This window comes from Streptomyces sp. NPDC058284 (assembly GCF_042881135.1).
Classification (GTDB): domain Bacteria; phylum Actinomycetota; class Actinomycetes; order Streptomycetales; family Streptomycetaceae; genus Streptomyces.
The window spans coordinates 45,645-66,709 of sequence record NZ_JBHVYE010000035.1; the positions used below are offsets into that span (position 1 = coordinate 45,645).

Below are 21,065 nucleotides of genomic sequence, written 5' to 3' on the forward strand. Positions count from 1 at the left end.
GGGGCTCACGCCGCAGTCGCCCCTTCCTTCACGATTCGGCGGTGGAAGAACGCAAGGGCGATGAGTACGGCACCGAATTCGAAAACAACAAGACCAGTGATGAGACTAAGGTCCAGCGTGGTGAAGTGAATGGGCTCGAAGGGGGCAGGCGCACCGGCGGCAGCAAACTTCTCGAGTTCCCGGTTCTGCTGCCACGCTTCGAAAGGAACTCGAGTGGCAAAGATGATCGCGATAGCCACCTCTACGGCAAGGATGAAGCGATGGGTGGCGACGTATCTCCAGCCGCTGATGTTCTGCACGAATATACTCTGTGCATTCTTTCGCGAGTAGATGATGCAGACGCCTACACCGGCAACGAGGATGACTATCACGGCGATGATCAGGTTAAAGATCTGCAGCCGAAGCTCGTTTGTCGCGTTCCTGAGGTCCAGAGCGGTCTTCTGGCCGACGGGGCTCACTGCGCTCACATAGTCCTGAAGCTTTTCCGTCTTGATGCCATTCAGCACCTTCTCAGGGTCAGGGAATACTATACCGGCCTGGGTGGCAAATGTGGTATAGGCGTCGTTTGTGAGGAAGGACGACCCATTGGGGACGACAACAACAACCGGGTCCTGCACGAGGGATCCGTCCTCGTCCGAACTGCGTGCCGCGCTGTAAACATAGGAGCCGGTGTTGTAGCCGAAGAGGCGTTGCCCCTTCTTGCTCGTGAGCGTCTTGAGCGGGATGTTCCGGCTGAGATCTGGGTCAATTATCTCGGCAGCTGCTTTGGTGATCGCCGGTACGTGCGATGTAAGGGATTCGGGAACGATGACCCGTACCGAGCGTGAGTCCGGCTTCTTGCTGTCCCCAGGGGCAGCGGGGAAACGCCTTCCCGCTGGGTCAAGAACCGGCTGCCGGCCGAGATAGGTTTCGTTGACGATGAGGATCTCACCGGCTGGCAGATGTGCGTCCGGGGCGGAGACCTGGAGGTCTCGACGCCCGGCAACGATGGCCTCGCCTTGCCTATCGGCTTCACGTAGCCACGGGCCCACGCGTTTGTTCAACTGGTCGATCTGCATGGCGAAGGAGCCGCTGAGGCGGATCGAGACCGCATCGCCCACGGTGTCGTAGACGTCCCGGTTCTCCTGGCGCGTCAGTACGTCCCGGCCTGCGAGGCTGACGCTTGTGGCAATGCTGAGAGCAAGCAGAAGTGCGGGGATGCGCACAAGGTAAACGCTGACGGATGCCGCCCGCGAGGGAAGCTCGCCTTTGAGGGCACGCAGCACGTCGACCTTGAAGGTCAGTGCGAGCACGGCCGCATGGGTGGCCAGCACCACGACGACCAGTAGAGCGGCGACTACTGCAGCCACCGAGGCGAAGAGCCCCCACCAGGCGAAGCCGTTGTAGAAGCCGAGGAAGGACAGCGTCGCAGCCACCACGGCGCCGACCGACGCCAGCCAGAACACTGCCAGCTGCCGTAGATCGCGGAGAAGGATGCCGGTGAAAGACATGCCCTGCATCCGAAGGACCCCGTATGACTTCGCGTTGAGCAGCACGCTCGCCCCGGTCATCGTCAGAGCCGCGAGGGCGACCACGCAGAGGGCCCTGAACAGGGGGTCATCCGAGTATCTATCGGACAGTTCGGTGTACGACAGAGGGTGGGTGACGCTTGCATTCATGCCGAGTTCGTTGAACTTGGCCATCAGGGCATCGGCGGCCGCAGACGATCCGAACACGTAATAGGAACCCCGTGGATCCTGATGTCCGATATCGGAGATCGGATGCACACGCGTCTCGTAGTTCCTACTGAACGCCGGATATCCGTTGTCCAGCCATGTCGCTGCCGGAGAGCTGGTGCTGCCCGGAGCCAAGTACAGATGCCGAAGCCCATCGGGGTTCTTCAGATCGGATATCTCACGAGCCACCCCGACTCCGTTCTCGGCAGAGAACGCCTTGATAGCTTCGACGACTTGGGTACCGCTCACCGAATCGTCGGAACCGTCGACACTGACAAGGGCCGAGTTTCCTAAAACCCCGCCTTCATCCAGTCCACGCACGAACAGGAACGCCAGCACTGCGGAGAAGGCCAAGATGGCGGCGTGGACGAATCTTATACCTCGGTGCAGCATCGGATACCTAGGTTGAGGGCGCTTGTGGAGCACGCGCCCGGGAAGGTTGAAGCTGTGTGAAGAGCAGCTGTGAGGGCGAGAAAAACTCGCCCTCACAGCTAATTCGGCCCAGGTACGCACGAGCGGCGCCACCCGTGCGTACACGAACTCAAGGTTCGGCCAGGAGACTTAGCAGCTACGGTCGTAGTAGTACTTGATGCTGCCACCGTTCTTCGAGCCTGAGGCCAGAGACCACTTCCCCTTGGCCGTGCAGCCGCTCTTGGTGAGCTGACTGCCGATCTTCACCGAGGAAGCGTGCTTGTTGTTCGGGTGCTTGTAGTTCGACCACGCCGTGTTGGCACCACTGTCGTAGCTCCACTTGCCGCCACCGACGTCCACGGTGGTGGCAAGCGCCGGAGTGGCCGCGGCAATCATGAGGCCAACGGTCACGACGGTAGCCTTAATTCCGTTTCTCTTGTTCATGTATGACTCCCCTTTTCAACATGACTTGGTCTGGACGAGTGAAGATCTTGCTGCGGAGAGTATCCGCGGCGCAACCATTAGCTCATGTGATCTGGGTAACTGCGTGGAAGGTGCAACTGCATATAGGGCGCACCTGCGCGAGTCATATCGACATCGATTCGATTGGCCGAAATGCACAGGGAGTTTCGCGCCATCCGACCGCAGAGGATGGTGAGACTTCAGGCCAAGTTGAAACTTGTCGGCCACTCGACATGACGAGGCAGTAGCTGCGGCCATGGGGATTGGTTTCAGCCAAAGAGGGCGGACCATGCTGAGACTGCGATGGCATCCTTGATCACGCTGACGGTCAACAGGGCTGCATACAGGGGGACTACGGTGCATGCGATCTCTGGCCAGTGAGCGACCTTCGTACCTCTCTAGTGCTCCGTCCTGCCCAACAGCCTTACCGGAAGCCCTCCTTCATGTCTGTTGACCGCACACTTCGCTCGTCGTCCCGCTCTCCGGGCGTCGGAACAACGTCCGCGGCACCCCCATCGAACTTGCAGAATCGCCACGTTCTTGTCTGGCTGATACCAATGCTGTGGACGCTTGTTTTCGGCCTTTGGGGGCTTTCGCGGCAGGGCAGTGTTTGGCGGGACGAGGCCGCAACATGGCAGGTTGCCCAACGCTCCACGGCTGATATCTGGCACATGCTGGGGAACGTCGACGTCGTGCACGGGTGCTACTACCTGCTGATGCACGCACTGTTTGAATGCTTCGGAGCCAGCACCACAACCCTGCGGCTCCCCTCAGTGCTGGCCACGGGGGTTGCGGCGGCGTGCGTGGCGCTCATTGGCCGCCGACTGGCCGGGGCATGGGTGGGCCTGGCAGGAGGAATGGCGTTAGGACTACTTCCAGCCGTTCAGTTCTATCTCCAAGAAGGGCGGCCGTACGCACTGGTCGCAGCCGGGGCGGGGATCTCTACATTGCTCCTCGTGACCGTGCTGCAGAGGGGTGGCGGGATAGCCTGCTGGGCCGCATACGGCGGCACTGTCTTGGTCGGTGGGCTCCTGAACTGGCTCTCGCTCATGATTCTGCTGGCGCACTTGGCGACTCTGGTCTGGACTCGAGCCGAGCGCGGAGTGTGGATTCGCTGGACGACGGCCTCTGCGATCGCCACGGCCTGTGTGCTGCCCCTGGTTCTCTTCAGCCACAGCCAGTCCGCACAGGTGTCATGGATACCCCCGCTGAGCTGGCACATGATGATCGGCCCTGCGGTCCTGCTGGCGATCGGTGGCTTCGGTGCCCTGCTGGATCGGCCCCGAAGAGGCCGACTGTCAGTGGCAACCGTAGGGCTGCCGTTGCTAGCGGTGCCACAGCTCGGCCTCGTCGGTCTTTCTCTGATCCAGCCGTTGTTCTTGGACCGGTACGTCCTCTTCAGTCTGCTGGGTCTGGCGCTGCTGATCGGTACGGCCATCGGCTCTGTGGTGCGGGCAGCCAGGCCTCGACTCCCGAGGGCATCGAATTGGATTCTTCCCGCGGTGCTCGTCGTAGCGATGGCAGCGCTGCTGCCGCAGTCGCTGGCCAAACGATCGCCGGCAAGCCGGGTGGACGACGTCCGCGCGGCAGCATCGGATGTGCAGCAGATGAAAGAGGCCGGGAGCGCGGTGCTCTTCGTCCCATCGGCGCGTCGGGACACCAAGTCCGTCTCGCCGAACGCCTTTGCCGGTCTGCGAGACATAGCTCTTAGGGAGAGCCCCGAGAAGTCCGGGACGCTGAAAGGCGTGGAGTCGAACCCGCAACACATACGCGCTGCGATGCTGGCCCAGCAACGGATCCTGCTGGTGACGGATGCGCCTCAGGTAGCGACGCCGGTGACGGCGCAGCGGGACAGAATGAAGATCTCCGTGCTGAAGAAGTCCTTCAAGGCAGTGGCTGACGAGCAGGTCCGTGGCCGGCGGGTGACGGTGTACGAGCGGCTCGCGTCAGCTCATCCTGGCTGAGCGAGGGTGCCTCGGGACTACTCCTCCTCGCAGATGGATGACCCGCGCGAGATCCCGCTCGAACGCGGGACCTTGCACCTTGGAGGCAAAGCGCGGGGCCTGTGTGTGAGCGATGCGTGAGCGGTTGGTTCCCATGACCCGACCCGTCATCGTCTGGATCACGCAGCACAGTCCACGCCTTCCGACCAAGCGCCTCATGCTCCGCCCGCACTCACCGACGCCACGCCCCCTACGGCCAAGGCCTCACGGGAAACTGCAGTTAGCAGGAACCACAGCTTGCAATCGAGCCATTACTCGATGGCCGGGAACAGGCCGTCGCAGATGCGTTTACGAGGGTTCAGATTTCCCCGGCCCCGGCCTGATGCCAGGGCCAGGCGATGAGCCCGGCGGCGGGCTCTCCGGCTCAGGCACCCTGCACGTATGCCACTCCCCCGCCGTACGGCACCGTCGCCCACATCCGCGTCCCCACGCCCGGTTCCCTGGCCTCCCCGAATCCCCAGTCCCCCTCGCAGGCCCTCGCCACGCACGCGAGCAGCCGCAGTGCGGCCCTTCGGCGGACGTCGCAGGCGGCGGCGAGGCGTGGGTGGGTGTGGCGCGGATGGCTGTCATAGACGATGACGCGGAGGGTTCCGTCCCGGAAGCGGAGTGATACGTAGACCTCCGCGGCCGCGCTGAACCGGCAGGCTGTCGCCGTCAGTTCAGCCGCGATCTGCGTCGCCGGATTCACGAGTGCGGCCAGGCCGTGCGCGGCCAGCACCGTGGGGGTCGCCACGCGGGCGATCGCCGGGGACGTGAGGGCCGATGGCAAGGTGAGGCTGTACGCGAGGGTGTCGGGGGTGGGGGCGGAGTGGTCGCCTCGGCTGGGGCAGATCGTTGGGGTTACCTGCTCGACGGGTGTGGACATACGGACTCCTCTGACACGAGCGGATGTTGGTCCTGACCTCGGCCGTCGGTGGCTCGTCTCCCTGACGCGAACACCGCCCCTCCCAGGGAAGGAGGACCAGGGCAGGCTCGCGCGATGCACCGCCAACTGCCGTGCGTAGTGCGTGCGTTACTCAACGCAGGACAGGTTTTGGTTACTGTGCCACCTTGCAGCAGAAATTGAACCCGGTCGTGGTCAGATTGAGCCCGTGGGCGGCAGACTGCTGACGAACATCACGAAGGGAACGCCATGCCACCAAGGACGACGCCCAGCGAGCGCCAGAAGCGGCTGGGCAACGAGCTGCGCAAGATGCGGGTGGCCGCCGGGATGTCGACCGAGCACGCTGCGGGGCTGCTCGGTCTGGACCGCGCGAAGATCTCGAACATCGAGACGGGGATCCGCACCATCAGCGCCGAGCGCCTTCGCACACTGGCGTGCAACTGCGACTGCTCCGACACGGCTTACATCGATGCGCTCGTAGCCATGACCGGGCCGAACGGGCGGGGCTGGTGGGAGCGTTACCGAGGCTCCCTTTCCCCGGGCCTCCTGGACATTGCCGAGCTGGAGTCGTACGCCGTACGCATGCGCACCGCGCACACCGCACACATTCCGGGACTGCTCCAGACCAGCGACCACGCGCTGGAGCTGTTCCGCGCGGTGCTTCCACCGCTGCCCGAGCACGAAGCCGCCCTCCGACTGGCGTACCGAGTCGAACGACAGAAGGTCCTGTCGGGCGAGGACCCACCGGAGTATGTCGGAATCGTCCACGAGGCGGCCCTGCGCATGCAGTTCGGGGGACGCGAAGTGGCCCGCGCCCAGCTCGAACACTTGCTCACCGCATCCGAACGACCGAACCTCCGGCTCCTGGTGATTCCGTTCGCGGCGGGCACGTTCCCAGGCGCCGGGCAGACGGTCAACTACCTCGAAGGGCCCGTACCGCAGCTCGACACCGTCCAGGTCGACAGCTCCCACGGGCCGGAATTCCTGGGTGGCGAAGCCCAGTTGTCCAAGTACAGGGCCCATCTGGACTGGATGGAGCGCATCGCCCTGTCGCCCAAGGCGTCGCGCGATTTCATCCACGACATCGTCAACAACCTCTGAGGAGACACCTCATGACCGAGATCACGTGGGAAGACCCCTTCTGCGGCGAGGGCGCCAGCTGCTTCCGCATAGGCACCGACACCTCCGGCAACGCCTACATCGCCATCTCCGGCCAGGAGGACCACTACCTCACCGACTCCACCGACGCCCTCCGCACCCTCATCCGGGACATCAAGGCAGGCAAGGCCGACCACCTCCTCTAGGTGGCGGGGGCGCAGGCCCCACCGAAGGTGGGGGGACAGCCGTAGTGAGTGGGGGCAGCCCTTCCGTTTAGCGTCTGGCGTGTGAGACATATACGGAACGCCAGCCTCCTTCTCGCCGCCTGCCTCGGCGCGGCCCCCGCCGCGGCCGCCGCGACCGGCACGGCGACCGCCACCCCGGCGAAGCCCGCCTCCGGCCTTGACCGTTACTACTCCCAGCACCTGAGCTGGGGCGGCTGCGCCAAGAGCCCGGACGACTCCATGGGCCGCGACCTGGACACGGCCGGCGTCCAGTGCGCGGACGTCACCGTGCCGCTCGACTACTCCGAGCCGGGGGGCCGTACGCTCACCGTCGCGATATCCCGGCTCAAGGCCACCGACACCCGCCACCGCATCGGCTCGATCCTGCTCAACAACGGCGGCCCCGGCAACGGTGCCGTGCAGTCGCCGCCGGAGTTCCACGCGTGGATGAAGAAGACGGGTCCGCGCTACGACATCGTCGGCTTCGACCCGCGCTTCGTCGGCCGCAGCACCCCGCTGGACTGCGGCTGGAACGTCGGCACGCAGCTCTTCTCGGCGGGCCTCGGCCGGGCGAGCTTCGAGCGCCAGGTCGACCTCCACAAGGACCTGGCCGCCAAGTGCCGCGCCACCAACGCCGACGTACTGCCGCACGTGAGCACCCGCAACACCGCCCGCGACATGGACGTCATCCGCGGCGCGCTCGGCGAGCGGAAGATCTCCTACTTCGGCTATTCGTACGGCACTTACCTCGGCACCGTATACACCCAGATGTTCCCCGGCCGCACCGACCGCATGGTCCTCGACGGCGCCATCGACCCGCGCAAGTTCGGCCCCCGGCTCCTGAAGGAGGCCGTCGGCGAGAACGAGCGGGCGCTCGCCGACTGGGCCACCTGGGCCGCCGCCCGGAACGACACCTACCACCTCGGCCGCACCCGCGCCCAGGTCCTCGCCACCGTCGACCGCGTCATCAAGGAGTCCGCGCGCGGCCCGCTGTCCGTCGGCACCGCACCGGAGAGCTTCCAACTGGACGATACCCAGGTCCCGTTCGTCCTCCTCGCCGGGCTCGACAGCGACACCGACGCCTCCCGGGCGTCCCTCGGCGAGCACGTGTCCGTGCTGAACGAGGCCGCGGCCGGGCATCCGACCAAGCTCTCGCCGCAGTTCACCGGACTCCTGCGGCTCGCGACGACCGGTGACCAGTCGAACATGGGCAGTTCGCAGACCGCGATCATCTGCGGGGACAAGGCGGCCCCGCGCGACCCGGAGGTCTACTGGCGGGACATCCGGCGCAGCCGCGCCGCGTACCCGCGCTTCGGCCCGATGAACAACAACATCGGCCCGTGCGCCTTCTGGGACCGGCCCCGTGAGGAGCCCACCGCGGTGACGCACGACGCCGAGGCGATGATCGTGTCCGCCACCGGCGACCCGCGCACCCCGCACAAGGGCGCCGTCGCCCTGCACGGCCTGCTGCCGAGTTCCCGGTTGGTCACCGTCGAGGGCGCCAACCGGCACGCGGTCTACGGCCTCTACGAGAACGCCTGCGTCGACAACCAGGTCAACCGCTACCTGGCCACCGGCAAGCTGCCCGCGGGCGACCTGACCTGCAAGCGGCAGACCGGCAGGGCGTACCGCTAGGGCCCTAGGGTCTGTCTTTCGGATCAGGCCGGACTTGGGTGGCCTTGCCTTGGGTGGGGCTTGAGCGGGGTCTGGTGCGTGCAGCTGCAAGGCGGAGGAGGGCGGCAACGCGGAGCGTTGGCAACCGACGACAACGCCGCAGATGTGCGTGCCAGACCCCGCGACCCCGGACAGATCCGAAAGACAGGCCCTAGACGAACAGGCTTAGCAGAGCGGCGACCGCGAACCCTGCCACGGACAGGACCGACTCAAGGACGGTCCACGTCCTCAGCGTGTCCCGCTCGCTGATGCCGAAGTACTTCGCGACCATCCAGAAGCCGCCGTCGTTGACGTGCGAGGCGAAGATGGAGCCCGCCGAGATCGCCATGATGACCAGGGCGGTGAACGCCTGGGAGTAGTCGCCCTCGGAGAGGAGCGGGGCGACGATGCCCGCCGTCGTGACGATCGCGACCGTCGCCGAGCCCTGGGCGACGCGCAGGATCAGGGAGAGCAGGTACGCGAGGACGATGATCGGCAGGCCGACGTCCTGGAAGGTGTCCGAGATGGCGCCGGCCACGCCGCTCGCCTTGAGGACCGCGCCGAAGATCCCGCCGGCGCCGACGACCAGGAGGATGTTGCCGACCGGCTTGAGGGACGCGGTCGAGACGGTCTCCAGGGACTTGCGGGACCAGCCGCGCCGGATGCCGAGCAGGTAGTACGCCATCAGCAGGGCGATGGTCAGGGCGACGAACGGGCTGCCGAAGAACTCGATGACGCTGCGGAACGTCGAGGGGTCGAAGGCGATCGAGGAGAACGTCGCCAGGAGGATCAGGACCAGCGGCGTGCCGATGATCGTGAAGACGATGCCCAGCGGCACCGGCTTCTCCTGCGGGGCCACGCCCGCCGCCCGCTGCTCGGCGACGACCGCGGCCTTGGCCTCCTCGGCGGCCTCGACCATGTCCTGCGGCACCGGCACGAAGATGCGCTTGCCGACCCACGCGGAGAACGCCCAGGCGGCGAGCACCGCGGGGATGCCGCAGACGATGCCCATCAGGATGACCCAGCCGAGGTCCACGTGGAGCAGTCCCGCGGCGGCCACCGGGCCCGGGTGCGGGGGCAGGAACGCGTGGGTCATGGAGAGGCCCGCGAGCAGGGGCAGGCAGTAGAGCAGGATCGACTTGCCGCTGCGCTTGGCGGCGGCGTACACGATCGGCGCGAGGACGAAGATGCCGACGTCGAAGAAGACGGGGACACCGAAGATCAGGCCCGTCAGGCCCATGGCCAGCGGCGCGCGCTTCTCGCCGAAGAGGCCGAGCAGGCGGGAGGCGAGGACCTCGGCGCCGCCGGAGACCTCCAGGATCGCGCCGAGCATCGTGCCGAGGCCGATGATGATCGCCACGTGGCCGAGGATGCCGCCCATGCCGGTCTCGATGACCGAGACGGCGTCGGACCTCTGGACGGTGCCGAAGAGTTCGGTGACGGAGAGCCCGGCCGAGAGACCGACGGCTATGGAGACCGCGAGCAGCGCCACGAAGGGCTGCAGCCTGACCTTGATGATCAGGAAGAGCAGAAGCACGATGCCGAGCGCGGCGACCGTCAGGAGGCCTGCGGTGCCGTCGATCAGGGTGAGGATGCCACCGGTGTGCGGTGGCGGTTCTGCGGCGGGGGCGGCCGCGAGCACGGCGGTGTGGGACGGGGACATCTTTGACCTCGTAAGTGCATGGGGCTTTCGGAGCAGGGGGGATCGCGGCACGGCGCCCGGCGGGATGCGGGCGCCGTGCCGTGACGACGTACGGCTTGCGTGGAGAAGTGGATGTGGGTCAGCCGAGGACGGCGAGCGCGTCGATCTCGATGAGGAGACCCGCCGGGAGGCCGACGTAGACGGTGGTGCGGGCCGAGGCGGGGGCCTTGAGGCCCTGCTCCTCGAAGTACGCGTTGTAGATCTCGTTCATCTCGGCGAAGTGGTCCACGTCCGTGAGGTAGACGCGCATCATCATCACGTCGTCCCAGGTGGCGCCGCCCTCTTCGAGGATCGCCTTGACGTTGGCGAAGGTCTGCAGGGTCTGCTCGCGCAGGGTCGGGCCCGCGGGGGTGGGGGCCTTGCCCTCCTCGGCGGGGAGGAAGCCGACCTGTCCTGCGACCTGAAGGATGTTGCCCTTCTTCACGCCGTGGGAGAACTTCGCGGGCGGGGTGGTGTGGGTGGCCGGGGTGAGCGCGGTCTTCTCGGTCATGGGCTGATCAGGCTTCCTTGAGTGGGGCGGTCTTGGCCTCCGGCGCGGCGCCGGAGTACTCCCTGCTGATGGCGTCCGCCGTGCGGCGGACCAGCGGGAGCAGGGTGAGGAGTTCCTCGGCGGTCACGACGACGTTCGGCGCCGAGACCGACATGGCCGCGACGACGCGCCCGTCCGCACCGCGGATGGGGGCCCCGATGCAGTTGATGGACTCCTCGTGGCCACCGAGGTCGGTGGCCCAGCCCTGTTCGCGCACCTTCTCCAACTCCCGCAGGAACGCGGCGGCGTTGGGTGTCGAACGGGACGTGTAGGTGGGGTAGTCGAGCTTCTCCGCGATGGCGCGGCGCTCGGCCTCCGGGAAGTCGGAGAGCAGCAGCTTGGCGACGGCGGCGACGGTGATCGCCACCGGCTTGCCGATACGGGAGTACATCCGCACCGGGTAGCGGCTCTCGACCTTGTCGATGTAGAGGACTTCCTGCTCCTCGTAGACGGCGAGGTGGACCGTGTGGCCGCACTTCTCGTTGAGGGCGAGGAGGTGGGGGTGGGCGATCTCGCGCACGTCGAGGCTCTCGACGGCCTGCTGGGCGAGGGCGAAGAGGCGCGCGCCGAGACGGTAGCGCTGGTCGGACTGGCGGAAGACCAGGCCGTGTTCGTGGAGGGTGCGCAGCAGCCTGAGCGCCGTGGACTTGTGCACGCCGAGCCGGTCGGCGACCTGGCCCAGGTCGGCGGGGCCCTCGGCGAGCAGCGGCAGGATCGAAAGGGCGCGGTCGACGGTCTGACTCATGGGGTACGTACCTCCTCCTCGACCGCGGTGTCCGACGGGGCGCGATCCGTCCAGCCGGGGCCGAGACGAAGTGTCCCCCAGGCGGCGTCGTCCAGGTCGGCGAGGCGGTCGGCGTGGGTGCGGTCGGGGGGTGTGGCGAGGTCGCCGGGGACGGTGAGCGCGGCGGCGGCCATGAGGTGGCCGTGGCGCAGGCACCGGTCGGCGGGCAGGCCGCGCAGGGTGGCGGAGAGGAAACCGGCGGCGAAGGCGTCGCCCGCGCCGACGGGTGCGACGACGTCCACGTGCAGGGCGGCCCGGAAGACGGGGTCCTCGCCGTGCCGGAAGACGGTGGCGCCGCGGCTGCCCTGCTTGACGACGAGGGTGGCGGGCTCGGGCAGGGCGGCTCGGACGGCGGCGGGTCCGCCGGTCACGTCCCAGGCGGCCGCGGCCTCGTCCTCGCCGACGAAGACGAGGTCGGCGCCGCGGGCGAGGTCGAGGAGGACGCCGGGGCCGTCGCCGGTGTCCTTCCACAGCCCGGGGCGGTGGTTGACGTCGAAGGAGACGAGCGGGCCGCGCTCCGGGCGCCGGGCGCAGAGGTGGCGTACGAGGGCGAGGCAGTCGGCGGAGAGGGCGGGCGTGATGCCCGACAGGTGCAGGACGCGTCCTGCGGTGAGGGCGTCCTCGTCGACGGACCCTGGCGCCATGGCGGAGGCGGCGGAGCCCGCCCGGTAGTAGACGACCTCGTGGGCGTCGGTGTCACGGTCGTCTGCGGTGCGGAAGTAGATGCCGGTGGGCCGGTGCGGGTCGCGGCCGACGGCGGAGGTGTCGACTCCGTAGCCGCCGATCGTCTCGACCAGGTGGTCGCCGAAGCCGTCGGCGCCGACGCGGCTGACCCAGCGGGTGGTGTGTCCCGCGGCGGCCAAGGCGCAGGCGACGTTGGACTCGGCGCCGCCGATGCCGCGGTCGAAGGAGGGCACGTCGGCGAGGCGGCCGGGCCGCGCGGGCAGGAAGGTGACCATGGACTCGCCGAGTGCCACGACGTCCACCACTGCCGGTGCGGCCGTCGGTGCGGCTGCCTGTGCGGTCACGATCTTCCAGCCCCTCAACCGACTCTCCGGATCCGTTGACCCGGCGTTGGCTCGGATGTTAGACAGCAGTAAGCGGCATACGCAATGACTGTTGCACATGCTGCAACACCTCATGAATCCCCTCATGAATGCACTCCTGGAGGAGGCGCCCATGGCCGCCGACAACGCCGTCGAACGTCCCGCCGGTCCGCAGGCCACGCCCGCGGCCGGGCGGCTCGCCGCTCTCGCCGACGAGCGGCTCGACCACCGCTTCAAGGGCCTGCCGCCGGACGCCGAAGGGCTGACGGTGGGCGAACTCGCGGCGCAGCGGCGCAACCTCTTCACGGGCGGCTTCACCACCCCGGTCCTCGCGCTCTCCGCCGAGCGCCTGGAGCACAACCTCGCCCTCATGGAGACGTACGCCGAGCGGCACGGCCTGGCCTTCGCGCCGCACGGCAAGACGTCGATGGCCCCGCAGCTCTTCGCCCGCCAGCTGGAGCGCGGGGCGTGGGGCATCACCCTCGCCGTGCCCCACCAGGTGCGCGTGGCACGGGAGTTCGGCGTCTCGCGGATCTTCCTCGCCAACGAGCTCGTCGACGCGGCGGCGCTGCGATGGCTGGCGGGCGAGCTCGACGCGGACCCCTCCTTCCGCTTCATCTGCTACGTGGACTCCGTACGCGGCGTCGAGCTGATGCACGCCGCGCTCAGCGAGGCGGGCGCGAGCCGCCCGGTGGATGTCGTGGTGGAGCTGGCGGCGGGCGACGGCGCGCGGACCGGTGTGCGGACCGAGGCGGAGTGCTTCGAGATCGCGGGCGCCATCGCGGGCGCGGACACGCTGCGGCTCGTGGGTGTCGCCGGGTACGAGGGCGAGGTGCCGGACGCGTCGAACGAGAGCGTCACGGCGTGGCTGCGGCGGCTCGTCGCGCTGCTCGTCGAGTTCGACGCGGCGGGGCTCTTCACCGATCTGCCGGAGGTCGTGGTCAGCGCGGGGGGCAGCGCGTGGTTCGACGCGGTCGCGTCGGTCTTCGCGGAGATCCCCGAACTCTCGCGGCCCCTTTGCAGGTTGCTGCGCTCGGGTGCGTACGTCTCGCACGACGACGGCCACTACAAGCATCTGACGCCGTTCAACCGGGTCCCGGACGAGGGCGCCCTTGAGCCCGCGTTCCGGCTCTGGGCCCAGGTGGTGTCGCGGCCCTCCGCCGAGCAGGCGTTCATCAACGCGGGCAAGCGGGACGCGGCGTACGACCTGGATCTGCCCGAGGCGCAGGTCGTCCGGCGGGACGGTGTGGAGCGGGCCGCGACCGGGGTCTCGGTCACCGGGCTCTCCGACCAGCACGGGTGGCTCGTGACCTCGCCGGAGGCGGATCTCGCCGTGGGCGACTGGGTCGGGATGGGGCTTTCACACCCTTGCACGGTGTTCGACAAGTGGCAGCTGATTCCTTTGGTGGAGGAGGACGGGACGGTCACGGACTACGTCCGAACGTTTTTCTGACCTGGGGGTCTTGGGGGGTGTTCTGGTCCGCCGCTGCGCGGCGGGTGCGGTCTCCGGGGGGGGCGGCTCCGGTCCACTTCCTGTGGGTGGGGGGCTGGACTGTCCCGCCGCTCCGCGGCGGATGTATCCCACCCGCCCACCCGTTTGCCCCGCGACGCGCGGCGGGCGTAGGGGCCTGAACCGCCGCTCCGCGGCGGATGTATCCCACCCGCCCACCCGTTTGCCCCGCGACGCATAGCCACGTAGGGGCCTGCCCCCGCCAACGGCGGCCCGCCCCCACCCCCACCACCCGCAGCCGAAGAAGCGCACAAGGAAAGAGGCGACATGGACCTGGTGATCCGGGACGCCCGCGTCATGGATGGCACCGGAGGTGCCTCCTACCGCGCCGACGTCGGCGTACACGAGGGCAGGATCGCGGAGATCCGCAAAGAGGACGCGGGGCCCCGCCTCACGGGGCAGGCCACCCTCGACGCCGAGGGCCTGGCGCTGGCGCCCGGTTTCATCGACATGCACGCCCACAGCGACCTCGCCCTGCTCCGCGACCCGGAGCACACCGCGAAGGCGGCCCAGGGCGTCACCCTGGAGGTCATCGGCCAGGACGGACTGTCCTACGCCCCCGTCGACGACCGCACGCTCGCCCAGGTCCGCCAGGCCATCACCGGGTGGAACGGCGACGGCAGCGACATCGACTTCAGCTGGCGCACGGTCGGCGGCTACCTCGACGCCCTCGACACCGCCCACGGCGGCCACGGCATCGCGGTGAACGCCGCCTACCTCATCCCGCAGGGCACCGTCCGCATGCACGCGCTGGGCTGGGACGACCGCCCGGCGACCCCGGCCGAGCTGGACCGCATGAAGCAGCTCGTCGCCGAGGGTATGGAAGAGGGCGCCGTCGGCATGTCGTCGGGGCTCACGTACACGCCGGGCATGTACGCCGACGACTCCGAACTCACCGAGCTCTGCCGGGTCGTGGCGGCCCACAACGGCTACTACTGCCCCCATCACCGCAGCTACGGCGCCGGCGCCCTCCAGGCGTACGAGGAGATGGTGAACCTCACCCGGACCGCGAACTGCCCCCTGCACCTCGCGCACGCCACCATGAACTTCGGCGTGAACAAGGGCAAGGCGCCGGACCTGCTGGCCCTGCTCGACGACGCGCTCGCGAGCGGCGCCGACATCACCCTGGACACGTACCCCTACACCCCCGGCTGCACGACGCTCGTCGCGATGCTGCCGAGCTGGGCGAGCGAGGGCGGGCCCGATGCCATCCTCGCCCGTCTCGAGGACGACGCGAGCGCCGCGGAGATCCGGCACCACATGGAGGTCATCGGCGCCGACGGCTGTCACGGCGTGCCCATCGAGTGGGACACGATCGAGGTGTCCGGCGTCAGCGATCCCGGGCTCGCCTCCTGCGTCGGCAAGACGATCGCCGAGTCGGCGGCCCAGCGGGGCGAGGAGCCGTGGATCACCGCCCGCCGTCTCCTGATCAACGACAACCTCGGTTCGACGATCCTCCAGCACGTCGGCCACGAGGAGAACGTCCAGGCGATCATGCGGCACCGGGTGCACACCGGCGGCAGCGACGGCATCCTCCAGGGCTACAAGCCGCACCCGCGCGCGTATGGGACGTTCCCGCAGTACCTCGGGCGCTACGCACGGGAGCTCGGCGTCATGTCCCTGGAGGAGACCGTCGCACACCTCACCTCACGGCCCGCCGCCCGCCTGCGCCTGCCCGACCGGGGCGTCGTCCGCGAGGGCTACCGCGCCGACCTGGTCCTCTTCGACCCGGAGACGGTCGCGGCGGGGTCGACGTTCGAGGCGCCGCGCACCCTGCCCGTCGGCGTGCCGCACGTCCTGATCGACGGCCGCTTCGTCATGCGGGACGGCCGGCGCACGGACGTCCTCGCGGGACGCGCGGTCCGCCGCACTCCCTGACCCCGGCTCTCCGGGCCAGGAGGGCCGCCCGTCCCTGCCCCCGCCCCCGTCCCCGCCGGTGCCGAGGGCGGGGACGGGGGCGGGGGCCACGTACGCCGTGAGGAGCGAACCCGCGTCCTACCTCTGAGCAGCGGCAGGGCGCGGCAGCCTGCATCCCTTGCGGCCGAGGTCGATCTTGCTCGCCTTGCCGACGCACGGCACGATCCCGTACGTCTCCTGCGCGTAGTTGATGCCCTTGCGCACGGTCACCCTGCCCTTGCGGTCGATCTCACAGGGGTTGTTGAGCGTGCAGCGCTCGCCGTCCTCGTTGCCGGTGTTGTTGACCGCGGTGACCTTGCCGGTCTTGTGGTCGATGACCGGCGAGCCCGAGGTGCCGCCTATGGTCTGGCAGGCGGGGGTGTAGCGGACGGAGTCCTTCCAGGTCCACTCACCCTCCTTGATGCGGTGGACGAAGCCGTCGATGTTGCAGCTGTAGGTCTTCTTCCAGTAGCCGGAGACGACGGTGATCGCCCGCCCCTTCACCGGGTGGTCGTCCTCCAGCTCCAGCGGCTTGATCTTGTACTTCCTGGTGATGTCGCGGTAGCTGCTGGTGAGTTGGTAGAGCGTGATGTCGGTGTCCGTCATCGTCGCGTACGACACTTTGGACGCCTTGAGCGTGGCGACGTCGTGCGCCTTCGCGTCGAGGAGCTTGAAGGTGCGGGTGGACGGCTGGTCCACGATGACCTCGCCGGCCGCCGGGAACCCGGACTCTATGCAGTGGCCGTTGGTGAGGACGAGCGCCGGGTCACCCGGTTTGGACCGGGGCGTGCGCACGACGGAGCCGGAACAGTTGCTGAGCGCCACCGTTCCCGCGAAGTCGACCTTCTTGGTCTTGGCCTGCCCCTGCCGGGCCGGCTGTCCGTGCCCCGCGAACGCGGGTACCGCGCCCGCGCCCGCCAGGGCGAGGGCGAGCAGCCCGCCCGTCACCGCTTTGCTCGTCTGTCGTCCCATCAGTGGAGCCCCCCTTGCGATGTACACCAGTCATACGTATGTCAGGGGCATTCTTGGGGGGCGCTGTGCGGCCGGACAAGGGGTGGGAACTCTTCCCTTTCACCCATGTGGTGTGATGCGGACAGCGTGCGTGCCGGGCCCCGAAGTGAGTGTGAGGATGCGGGACTTGGGGTTCCAGGAGCGCTGGGAGCCGCCCAGCACCCGCCCTCCCCGGGGGAAGAGCCGCGCGGGCAGGTGGACCTCCGTGCCGCCCCGCACGCCCGCCACGCCCCGCCAGCTCACCGTCAGCGTCTTGGCCTCCGCGTCCCACCGGTAGGCGACCGGGTCCCCCGCGACGGCCCGCGGGTAGGGCCGGTCGAGCACGGGCAGCAGCGCGGTCGGCTTCATGTCGGAGTCCCACGGCGCCCAGCTGCCGGGGTCGTTGGACCAGTACGCGATGCCCGCGCCCATCCCGTCGGCCATGCGCTGCACCTTCTCGACGTACTCCATGGCGCCCGGCAGCCCCACGTCGAGCCCGAACTCTCCGATGATCACGGGCGCTCCGAGCCGCCGCGCGGTCTTCTCCGTCTGCGCGCGCCAGGCCTCCAGGGACCTGTCGACCTGCCCTCTGGCCGACCCGGTGTAGCCGCCGCCGAGATCCATGGGGAGGGGGTAGAGGTGCGGCGCGTAGGCGATGCGGGCCCTGTCGCCGTCGCCGCGCGGGTCGTCCAGGCGCGGGAGCCCGGACGCGAAGCCCCAGTTGGCGCCGATGGCGGACGGCTCGACGAAGAGCCAGTGGTCGCGGTCGACGGTGCGGATCGCGTCGATGCCGTCCTGGTAGAGACGGGCGAGCGGCCCCGACTCGAACGCGGGCCCCTGCACGCTGCCGCCCCACGGCTCGTTCATCAGGTCGTAGCCGATGACGGCGTCGTTGTCGGCGAAGTGCCCGGCCACCGCGCGCAGGGCGCCGACGTAGTGTTTTCGCAGGTCACGTCCGCCGCCTTCGACCGTCCCCCAGAAACGGTCGAAGGCGCGGACGGTCCCGGGTTCGGCGTAGCCGAGTTCCCAGGGGTCGGTGGCGGCGGACGTGAGACCGTCGGTCTCCGTGGCCCACCCGGGGGCGCCGTTGCCGCCTACCGCCGGGCCGTACAGGTCCTGGTGCATGTCGAGCAGCACGTGGTAGCCCCGCTCGCCGTACCAGCGGACGCGCTCGGCGACCCGCTTCAGATACGTCCTGTCGTACGTCCCCGGCGCGGGCTCCACCTTGCGCCACTGGAGGAGGAAGCGGACGAAATTCGTGCCAAGATCGCGCCGTTCGCGCGCGACGTCCTTCTCCTCGATCCACGGCATGCCGTCGTCCGCCTGCTTGGCGCTGCTCGCCGTGGACAGGCCACGCAGCACCAGCGCGCGCCCCTGCCGGTCGGTGATCCACCGGTGGCCGCTCGCGGTGTCGGCGCGCGCGGCGCCCGCGCCCTCCGGTCCGACGGCGACCAGCAGCGCGGCGGCGACGGCGAGCGCGACGGCGCCCACCGCCCAAGTGCGCCACGCCGCAGGGGACTTCATGGCCGGGATGGTAGATCGCGGGACCCGTCGCGCGACAGACCTGAGCCTTGTTCACTTTATTCTTCCGCACCTCTGTTCCACGGCGGCCGGGGCGGCCTACAGTGGCGCGCCATGCGGACGACGTTCGACGCGTTGCGGGCCCGGACGGATGTCACGGCCGTGGTTGCCGGCGTCTGCCTGCTGCTCGTCCTGGCACACGGCAGCGCGACGCTGCTGACCGCGTTCACGGCGCGGGCGGGTCTCTCGGTCGTGCCGAGCGCGCTCGGCGTGCCGTTCGCGCTGCCGGGGCTGCGGATGACGCCGCTGGGCGCGACGGACTGGTCCTGGCAGCTCTGCGAGGACTTCGCTGCGCTGCTCCTGATCGCCACGGCCGCCGCGCGGATGCGCCGCCATCTGCGCCTGCGCCCTGGCGCGGGGACGGGCCGCCGCCTGCTCGCGGGCTGGACGGCGCTGGTCGCGGGCGCGGCCCTCGCGGGCGTGTGGCGCGGCCTGGTCGCGGCCCGGATGGTCGAGGCGGGGCCCTGGGGCTGGCTGCTCCTGCCGCTGACCGGCGCGCTGTCCGGCGCGCTGTGGGGGCTGGCCCTCGGCTGGCTGCCGGGGGCCTCGGCGCTCGCGGCGGGACGACCGCCCCGCGCGGCGCCGCGGGCCCCCGACGCGTACTAGACGGTCGTACCAGCCGTGGGAGACAGTCGTACCAGCCGTACTAGGCGGTCGTACCAGCTGTACTAGACGGTCGTCCTAGACGACGGAGGTCGGCCAGGGCGCCGGGGCGGGCTCGGGCGCCACCGGCGCGGGAGCGGTGCGGCAGGTAAAGCCGAGGCCGGTCAGCGCCCTGGTCACCTCGCGCGCCGAGAAGTCACGGCGGTCCTGGCGCGTGATCAGCTCGCCGACCTGCTTGACCGGGTAGGTGCTGCGGCCGACGATCACGGACTCGCCCGTGACGGGTTCGGGCTTGACGCCCTTCATGACCTGCTCGACGTCACTCTTGAACAGGTCGAAGGGGAAGCGGGCGATGACACAGCGCATGGTGCCTCACAGGGAAGAGGGTCGGTGGACGGACGCCGGGGCGGGAAGCCCGCCGGGCCCGGCTCGGAGCCTGCGTCAGGCCGCGTTGTCGCTCCGCGAGCGGGCGGCGTAGGCGCGGCGCGCGCGGCCGTCGCGCGGACGGCGGCCCCGGGCGGAGGAGCCGCCGCGACGGGAGTCGTCCTTCGGCGGCGCCGGGATGGTGACCGGGATGCCCGAGGGCGCCTTCGCACCGGTGATACGCGTCAACTCGGCCTCGCCCGAGCGGACCTGCGCGGTGTGCGGCCGGATGCCCGCGGCGATCATCAGCCGGTTCATGTCGCGTCGCTGCGCGGACGTGACCAGGGTGACGACGCTGCCGGAACCGCCGGCCCGCGCGGTGCGGCCGCCGCGGTGCAGGTAGTCCTTGTGGTCGGCGGGCGGGTCCACGTTGACGACGAGGTCGAGGTCGTCGACGTGGATGCCGCGCGCCGCGACGTTCGTGGCGACGAGCGCCGTGACCTGCCCGGACTTGAACTGGGCGAGCGTCCGGGTGCGCTGCGGCTGGGACTTGCCGCCGTGCAGGGCCGCCGCGCGCACGCCGCTGCTCAGCAGGTGCGTGGTGAGCCGGTCGACCGCGTGCTTGGTGTCCAGGAAAAGGATCACCCGGCCGTCGCGGGCGGCGATCTCGGTGGTGGCGGCGTACTTGTCGGCGCCGTGGACGTGCAGCACGTGGTGCTCCATCGTCGTGACCGCGCCGGCCGAGGGGTCGACCGAGTGGACGACGGGGTCGCTGAGGTAGCGGCGGACCAGGAGGTCGACGTTGCGGTCCAGGGTGGCCGAGAACAGCATCCGCTGCCCGCCGGGCCGCACCTGGTCGAGCAACTCGGTGACCTGGGGAAGGAAGCCCATGTCGGCCATCTGGTCGGCCTCGTCGAGCACGGTGACGGCGACCTGGTCCAGGTGGCAGTCGCGGCGCTCGATGAGGTCCTTGAGCCGTCCCGGTGTCGCGACGACGACTTCGGCGCCGGTGCGCAGGGCGCCGGCCTGCCGTCCGATCGACATGCCGCCGACCACGGTGGCCATACGCAGCCGCAGCGACCTGGCGTACGGGGTGAGCGCGTCCGTCACCTGCTGGGCGAGCTCGCGGGTGGGGACGAGGATCAGTGCGAGCGGGCGGCGCGGGTCGGCGCGCTGTCCGGCGGTGCGGGCGAGCACCGCGAGGCCGAAGGCGAGGGTCTTGCCGGATCCGGTGCGTCCCCGGCCGAGCACGTCGCGGCCCGCGAGGGAGTTGGGCAGCGTGGCCGCCTGGATCGGGAAGGGGGCGGTGACGCCGAGCCCGGTGAGGGTCTTCACGACCCCGTCCGGCAGCCCGAGCGCCGCGAAGTCCTCGACGGGCGGGAGGGCCGGGGTGACGGTGACCGGCAGTGCGAACTCTCCCTGGAGCGCGGCGGGGCGGCGGCCCGTGCTCCTGGGACGTCGGCTGTTCGTGCGCGTTGAACGGTTCAAGGAGAACCTTCCTCGATGCGGCGCGTATCGAGGAATTCTGACCGGCACCGACCGGTGCCGAGAATCGCAGGAACGGCCGGGGAAAATGAAACATATTCCCGGTGGACGCGAAAGTATTCCGAAT

Annotated in this window: 18 protein-coding genes; 7 read left to right on the forward strand and 11 right to left on the reverse strand. The window is 69.2% G+C overall.

Features of this window, described 5'->3' with window-relative positions:
* Positions 1-5 precede the first annotated feature (5 nt).
* Together ACFVYR_RS33465 and ACFVYR_RS33470 are read right to left on the reverse strand one after the other, a co-directional pair.
* Complete coding sequence (locus tag ACFVYR_RS33465; RefSeq protein WP_384261581.1) at positions 6-2,069, reverse strand: hypothetical protein; 2,064 nt, start codon at positions 2,067-2,069, stop codon at positions 6-8.
* A gap of 207 nt (positions 2,070-2,276) precedes the next feature.
* Positions 2,277-2,570 (reverse strand): lactococcin 972 family bacteriocin, encoded by a 294-nt coding sequence (locus tag ACFVYR_RS33470; protein WP_384261578.1) that lies wholly within the window; start codon positions 2,568-2,570, stop codon positions 2,277-2,279.
* A gap of 575 nt (positions 2,571-3,145) precedes the next feature.
* Here ACFVYR_RS33470 and ACFVYR_RS33475 point away from each other — a divergent pair.
* Positions 3,146-4,552: a hypothetical protein gene (locus ACFVYR_RS33475; RefSeq protein ID WP_384261576.1), complete on the forward strand. Its 1,407-nt coding sequence runs from the start codon at positions 3,146-3,148 to the stop codon at positions 4,550-4,552.
* A 403-nt stretch (positions 4,553-4,955) separates the two neighbouring features.
* Here the strand turns inward: ACFVYR_RS33475 and ACFVYR_RS33480 are convergent, their stop codons facing one another.
* Positions 4,956-5,456, reverse strand: a complete 501-nt coding sequence (locus tag ACFVYR_RS33480) for an ATP-binding protein (RefSeq protein WP_384261573.1) — start codon at positions 5,454-5,456, stop codon at positions 4,956-4,958.
* Between the two features lie 267 nt (positions 5,457-5,723).
* Between ACFVYR_RS33480 and ACFVYR_RS33485 the strand changes: the two genes are divergently transcribed.
* From ACFVYR_RS33485 to ACFVYR_RS33495, 3 genes are all read left to right on the forward strand, one after another.
* Positions 5,724-6,575, forward strand: coding sequence for a helix-turn-helix domain-containing protein (locus ACFVYR_RS33485; protein ID WP_384261571.1), 852 nt, complete (start codon positions 5,724-5,726; stop codon positions 6,573-6,575).
* An 11-nt stretch (positions 6,576-6,586) separates the two neighbouring features.
* A complete protein-coding gene (locus tag ACFVYR_RS33490; RefSeq protein ID WP_384261568.1) occupies positions 6,587-6,778 on the forward strand; it encodes a hypothetical protein in 192 nt (63 codons plus the stop codon).
* Positions 6,779-6,859: 81 nt separating this feature from the next.
* Positions 6,860-8,431, forward strand: a complete 1,572-nt coding sequence (locus ACFVYR_RS33495; protein ID WP_384261565.1) for an alpha/beta hydrolase — start codon at positions 6,860-6,862, stop codon at positions 8,429-8,431.
* A gap of 190 nt (positions 8,432-8,621) precedes the next feature.
* Here the strand turns inward: ACFVYR_RS33495 and ACFVYR_RS33500 are convergent, their stop codons facing one another.
* The 4 genes from ACFVYR_RS33500 to ACFVYR_RS33515 form a co-directional block, all read right to left on the reverse strand.
* Positions 8,622-10,112 (reverse strand): GntP family permease, encoded by a 1,491-nt coding sequence (locus ACFVYR_RS33500; RefSeq protein WP_384261563.1) that lies wholly within the window; start codon positions 10,110-10,112, stop codon positions 8,622-8,624.
* Between the two features lie 118 nt (positions 10,113-10,230).
* A complete protein-coding gene (locus ACFVYR_RS33505; protein WP_055570127.1) occupies positions 10,231-10,641 on the reverse strand; it encodes a RidA family protein in 411 nt (136 codons plus the stop codon).
* 7 nt (positions 10,642-10,648) lie between these two features.
* Positions 10,649-11,425, reverse strand: coding sequence for an IclR family transcriptional regulator (locus ACFVYR_RS33510; protein ID WP_384261559.1), 777 nt, complete (start codon positions 11,423-11,425; stop codon positions 10,649-10,651).
* On the reverse strand, positions 11,422-12,423 hold the full coding sequence (locus ACFVYR_RS33515; protein ID WP_384261654.1) for a sugar kinase: 1,002 nt from the start codon (positions 12,421-12,423) through the stop codon (positions 11,422-11,424). Before ACFVYR_RS33515 ends, ACFVYR_RS33510 begins: the two co-directional genes overlap by 4 nt.
* Before the next feature lie 220 nt (positions 12,424-12,643).
* Here ACFVYR_RS33515 and ACFVYR_RS33520 point away from each other — a divergent pair, with 220 nt between their 5' ends.
* Both ACFVYR_RS33520 and ACFVYR_RS33525 read left to right on the forward strand, forming a co-directional pair.
* Positions 12,644-13,963, forward strand: coding sequence for an amino acid deaminase (locus ACFVYR_RS33520; RefSeq protein ID WP_384261651.1), 1,320 nt, complete (start codon positions 12,644-12,646; stop codon positions 13,961-13,963).
* Positions 13,964-14,287: 324 nt separating this feature from the next.
* Positions 14,288-15,898, forward strand: coding sequence for an amidohydrolase family protein (locus ACFVYR_RS33525; protein ID WP_384261557.1), 1,611 nt, complete (start codon positions 14,288-14,290; stop codon positions 15,896-15,898).
* A 117-nt stretch (positions 15,899-16,015) separates the two neighbouring features.
* Here the strand turns inward: ACFVYR_RS33525 and ACFVYR_RS33530 are convergent, their stop codons facing one another.
* A complete protein-coding gene (locus ACFVYR_RS33530; RefSeq protein ID WP_384261555.1) occupies positions 16,016-16,888 on the reverse strand; it encodes a serine protease in 873 nt (290 codons plus the stop codon).
* Positions 16,889-16,987: 99 nt separating this feature from the next.
* Positions 16,988-18,430: a cellulase family glycosylhydrolase gene (locus tag ACFVYR_RS33535; protein WP_384261552.1), complete on the reverse strand. Its 1,443-nt coding sequence runs from the start codon at positions 18,428-18,430 to the stop codon at positions 16,988-16,990.
* A gap of 111 nt (positions 18,431-18,541) precedes the next feature.
* On the opposite strand from ACFVYR_RS33535, the gene ACFVYR_RS33540 reads away from it, so the two are divergent.
* The gene (locus tag ACFVYR_RS33540; RefSeq protein ID WP_384261550.1) at positions 18,542-19,093 is read left to right on the forward strand and encodes a hypothetical protein; all 552 of its coding nucleotides are present in this window, start codon (positions 18,542-18,544) and stop codon (positions 19,091-19,093) included.
* A 75-nt stretch (positions 19,094-19,168) separates the two neighbouring features.
* On the opposite strand, the gene ACFVYR_RS33545 is transcribed toward ACFVYR_RS33540, so the two are convergent.
* A complete protein-coding gene (locus ACFVYR_RS33545) occupies positions 19,169-19,456 on the reverse strand; it encodes an SCO5918 family protein (protein ID WP_384261548.1) in 288 nt (95 codons plus the stop codon).
* Between the two features lie 75 nt (positions 19,457-19,531).
* Entirely contained in the window at positions 19,532-20,941 is a 1,410-nt protein-coding gene (locus ACFVYR_RS33550; protein WP_384261545.1) for a DEAD/DEAH box helicase, read from the reverse strand.
* Positions 20,942-21,065 lie beyond the last annotated feature (124 nt).

Excerpts from the sequence above, each read along its gene's own strand:
- ACFVYR_RS33470 (WP_384261578.1), bottom strand. The coding sequence starts at position 2,570 with ATGAACAAGAGAAACGGAATTAAGGCTACCGTCGTGACCGTTGGCCTC.
- ACFVYR_RS33475 (WP_384261576.1), top strand. The coding sequence starts at position 3,146 with ATGCTGTGGACGCTTGTTTTCGGCCTTTGGGGGCTTTCGCGGCAGGGC.
- ACFVYR_RS33480 (WP_384261573.1), bottom strand. The coding sequence starts at position 5,456 with ATGTCCACACCCGTCGAGCAGGTAACCCCAACGATCTGCCCCAGCCGA.
- ACFVYR_RS33485 (WP_384261571.1), top strand. The coding sequence starts at position 5,724 with ATGCCACCAAGGACGACGCCCAGCGAGCGCCAGAAGCGGCTGGGCAAC.
- ACFVYR_RS33490 (WP_384261568.1), top strand. The coding sequence starts at position 6,587 with ATGACCGAGATCACGTGGGAAGACCCCTTCTGCGGCGAGGGCGCCAGC.
- ACFVYR_RS33500 (WP_384261563.1), bottom strand. The coding sequence starts at position 10,112 with ATGTCCCCGTCCCACACCGCCGTGCTCGCGGCCGCCCCCGCCGCAGAA.
- ACFVYR_RS33505 (WP_055570127.1), bottom strand. The coding sequence starts at position 10,641 with ATGACCGAGAAGACCGCGCTCACCCCGGCCACCCACACCACCCCGCCC.
- ACFVYR_RS33510 (WP_384261559.1), bottom strand. The coding sequence starts at position 11,425 with ATGAGTCAGACCGTCGACCGCGCCCTTTCGATCCTGCCGCTGCTCGCC.
- ACFVYR_RS33515 (WP_384261654.1), bottom strand. The coding sequence starts at position 12,423 with ATGGTCACCTTCCTGCCCGCGCGGCCCGGCCGCCTCGCCGACGTGCCC.
- ACFVYR_RS33520 (WP_384261651.1), top strand. The coding sequence starts at position 12,644 with ATGGCCGCCGACAACGCCGTCGAACGTCCCGCCGGTCCGCAGGCCACG.
- ACFVYR_RS33525 (WP_384261557.1), top strand. The coding sequence starts at position 14,288 with ATGGACCTGGTGATCCGGGACGCCCGCGTCATGGATGGCACCGGAGGT.
- ACFVYR_RS33530 (WP_384261555.1), bottom strand. The coding sequence starts at position 16,888 with ATGGGACGACAGACGAGCAAAGCGGTGACGGGCGGGCTGCTCGCCCTC.
- ACFVYR_RS33535 (WP_384261552.1), bottom strand. The coding sequence starts at position 18,430 with ATGAAGTCCCCTGCGGCGTGGCGCACTTGGGCGGTGGGCGCCGTCGCG.
- ACFVYR_RS33540 (WP_384261550.1), top strand. The coding sequence starts at position 18,542 with ATGCGGACGACGTTCGACGCGTTGCGGGCCCGGACGGATGTCACGGCC.
- ACFVYR_RS33545 (WP_384261548.1), bottom strand. The coding sequence starts at position 19,456 with ATGCGCTGTGTCATCGCCCGCTTCCCCTTCGACCTGTTCAAGAGTGAC.